Annotated in this window: 1 protein-coding gene and 2 pseudogenes; all 3 read left to right on the top strand. The window is 68.7% G+C overall.

The window, feature by feature from the left end; translation table 11 throughout:
• Positions 1-418 (top strand): annotated as a pseudogene (locus tag G3N99_RS36835) (iron dicitrate transport regulator FecR); the annotation flags it as partial.
• A gap of 115 nt (positions 419-533) precedes the next feature.
• The gene (locus G3N99_RS36840; RefSeq protein ID WP_206124816.1) at positions 534-3,005 is read left to right on the top strand and encodes a TonB-dependent receptor; all 2,472 of its coding nucleotides are present in this window, start codon (positions 534-536) and stop codon (positions 3,003-3,005) included.
• A gap of 38 nt (positions 3,006-3,043) precedes the next feature.
• Positions 3,044-3,320, top strand: a pseudogene (locus tag G3N99_RS36845) (esterase); the annotation flags it as partial.

Below are 3,320 nucleotides of genomic sequence, written 5' to 3' on the forward strand. Positions count from 1 at the left end.
TCTCGGCACGCGCTTCACGGCGTCGGACGAGGGAGGGTGCGCACGCGTCGACGTGTTCGACGGCGCGGTCGAGATCCGGCCGGCCCGCGCGGCCGATCGCGTGCTGCGGCTCGAGGCCGGCGAAGCCGTGCGTTTCGATGCGGACGGCTTCGCCCCGCGGGAGCCGGCCGATGTGCGTGCGAACGCATGGACGCAGGGCCGGTTGATCGCCGAACGCATGCGCGTCGATGCATGGTGCGCCGAGCTCGCACGCTACCGGCCCGGCGTCCTGCGCTGCGATCCGGCGCTCGCGCGGCTGTCGGTGTCGGGCGTGTTCTCGCTGACCGACACCGATCGCGCACTCGCCAGCCTGCGTACCGCGTTGCCGGTCGAGGTCGTCTACCGCACGCGCTACTGGGTCACGGTCGTCCCGCGCTGAACGCCGGCGCAGGGTCATCGGAGAAAAATTTCACGGGGCGATTGAGGGTTTCGGCGGTTCGTTCGGAATACACGATGCACCTTCGCAACATTCCGAACCCAAAGGATTCTTCATCATGGCGTTCCGCCGGTTTTCCCCGTCTGCAGCTTCCCGTCCCGCCAACCGGCCCGCACGCCGCCGCGCCGCGTCGCGCGCGTTCGAACCGGCGCTTGCCGCCGCGCTTGCGCTTGCGATGCCGATCGGCGCGCAAGCGCAGCCCGACGATCCGCCGTCGCGCGTCGACACCGACGAGCGGCGCGCATATGCGATTCCGGCCGGTGCGCTCGACGTCGTGCTGAATCGCTATGCGGTGGCGGCGGGCGTCGAACTGGCGAGCGACGCGGCACTCACGCAGCATCTCGCGAGCGACGGGTTGAACGGTCGCGTGGGCGTCGCGGAAGGTTTCGCGCGCCTGCTGGCGCCGCACGGGCTCGAGGCCGTGCACACCGGTGGCGGTTACCTCGTGCGACGCCGCGCGTCGGCCGTGCCGGCCGCGGCGGGGGCAGGCGCGACGCTGCCGGCGATCGTCGTGAGCGCGCGTGCGGAGGCACTGCCCGAGGCGTACACCGGCGGTCAGGTCGCGCGCGGGGGCCGGCTCGGCATGCTCGGCAACGCCGACTTCATGGATGCGCCATTCAACATCACGAGCTATACCTCGGCGTTGATCGAGAACCAGCAGGCCGGCACTGTCGCCGACGTGCTGGAGAACGATCCATCGGTGCGCTTCACGACGTCGACCGGTCATATCGTCGAGAACTACACGATCCGCGGCTTCAACGTGATCGCCGACGATCTCGCGTTCAACGGGATGTACGGGCTCGCCCCATACGGTCACTCGCCCACCGAATTCATCGAGCGCATCGAAGTGCTGAAAGGGCCGAACGCGCTGCTGAACGGCATTTCGCCGAGCGGCGGCGTCGGCGGTGCGATCAACCTCGTCCCGAAGCGGGCGGGCGACACGCCGCTCGCGCGGCTCACCACCGACTACATCTCGGATGGCCAGTTCGGCGTGCACGCGGATCTCGGCCGGCGCTTCGGCGACAGGAACCAGGTCGGCATCCGTGTGAACGGTGCGTATCGCGACGGCCGCACGACGATGGACGGGCAGAACAAGAAGCGCGAGTTCGCGTCGCTCGCGTTCGACGTGAAGGGTGAGCGTGCGCGTTTCTCGCTCGATGCCTATACGGACACCGAACGTTTCGACAACGGCAGCCCGTGGATGGCGTCGTTCGCGAGCCAGGTCGTGAGCCCGCCGTCACCCGGCACGAACCTGCTGCGCGGCGCATGGGGCAAGCTCGACAACCAGGCCGTCGTCGCGCGCGGGGAACTCGACCTGACCGACCGGATTACCGCCTACGCGGGGATCGGCGGCCTCAGCTATCGCTACGCGGGTTTCATCAACGGGACGCGGGCCGGCGCGATCCAGCCGAACGGCAACTATCGTGCGGTGACCTACAACCAGAACGGCTATACCGACACGACGTCGATCGAGGCCGGCGCCCGCGCCCGGTTTCGCACGGGGCCCGTCAGCCATCAGGTGTCGCTCGGCGTGACGTCGCTGCAGATCGAGGCCGGCACGATCAACCGGACGAGCGCGACGTTCGCGTCGAACATCTACGCACCGATCGATCCGCCGCTCGCGCCGTCGCCGGGCCCGGCGCCGAAGACGTCGGAGTCCGCGCTGACGAGCGTCGCGCTGGCCGATACGCTGTCGCTCGCACGCGATCGCGTGCAGCTCACGGTCGGGTTGCGCAGCCAGCGCGTCCATGCGAAGACCTATGCGGCCGCGACGGGGCTGAAGACCGCGGACTACAACGAAACCGCGCTGACGCCTGCGTTCGCACTCGTCGTCAGACCGTTCGGGCCGGATGTGTCGCTGTATGCGAACTATGTCGAAGGGCTGACCCAGGGCGACACCGTGTCCGACGTCACCGCGAAGAACTATGGCCAGATGTTCGCGCCGTACAAGAGCAAGCAGGTCGAGGTCGGTGCGAAATGGGAGACCGACACCTTCGCGAACACGCTGTCGCTGTTCCAGATCACGAAGCCGAGCATGCTGAAGGACCCCGCGACCAACCTGTACAGCGCCGATGGCGAGCAGCGCAACCGCGGCGTCGAATGGAACGTGTTCGGCCAGGTGGTGCCGCGGCTGCGCGTGCTGGGCGGCGTCGCATACACGCAGGCGCTGCTGACGCACACGGCCGGCGGCGTCTATGACGGCAACACGGCGTACGGCGTGCCGAAATGGACGGCGAACCTCGGCCTCGAATGGGATACGCCGTGGGTGCAGGGGCTGACGCTGTCCGGTCGCACGGTGGCGACGAGCGCGCAGTTCGTCAACTCGACGAACACGCAGCGCATCCCCGGCTGGACCCGGTTCGATCTCGGCGCGCGCTACGCAACGCAGGTCGCCGGCAAGGCGGTCGTGCTGCGCGGCGCCGTCGAGAACGTCGCGAACCGCACGTTCTGGGCTGGCACCTTCAATGACGGTTACGTCACGCAGAACGCGCCGCGCACCTTCAAGGTGTCGGCCACCATCGACTTCTGAGGCGCACGATGATGACTCTCCGGAACCGGGCTACACGCATGGCGTGTACGTGGCGTGTCGGTGTGGTGCTGGCGGCGATCGGCATGTCGACCGCGCACGCGGAAGGCACGTTCGCGACGGGCGAGGTGGTGACGGGCAATGTGGCGCGCGAACCGACGGCGCACGCGCTGGCGCTCGATGCCGGTATGTTCGTCCAGGGGCGTCTCGAAGGCGCGGCGGCGACTGTCGATCTCGCGACGGGCGACGGCCGCCATCTGCGGCGACTCGTGACGGCCGACGGCCAATCGCGCGATTTCATGTTCGTCGCGCCGGCGG

This window comes from Burkholderia sp. Ac-20392 (assembly GCF_017104585.1).
GTDB classification, from domain to species: domain Bacteria; phylum Pseudomonadota; class Gammaproteobacteria; order Burkholderiales; family Burkholderiaceae; genus Burkholderia; species Burkholderia lata.

Excerpts from the sequence above, each read along its gene's own strand:
- G3N99_RS36840 (WP_206124816.1), top strand. The coding sequence starts at position 534 with ATGGCGTTCCGCCGGTTTTCCCCGTCTGCAGCTTCCCGTCCCGCCAAC.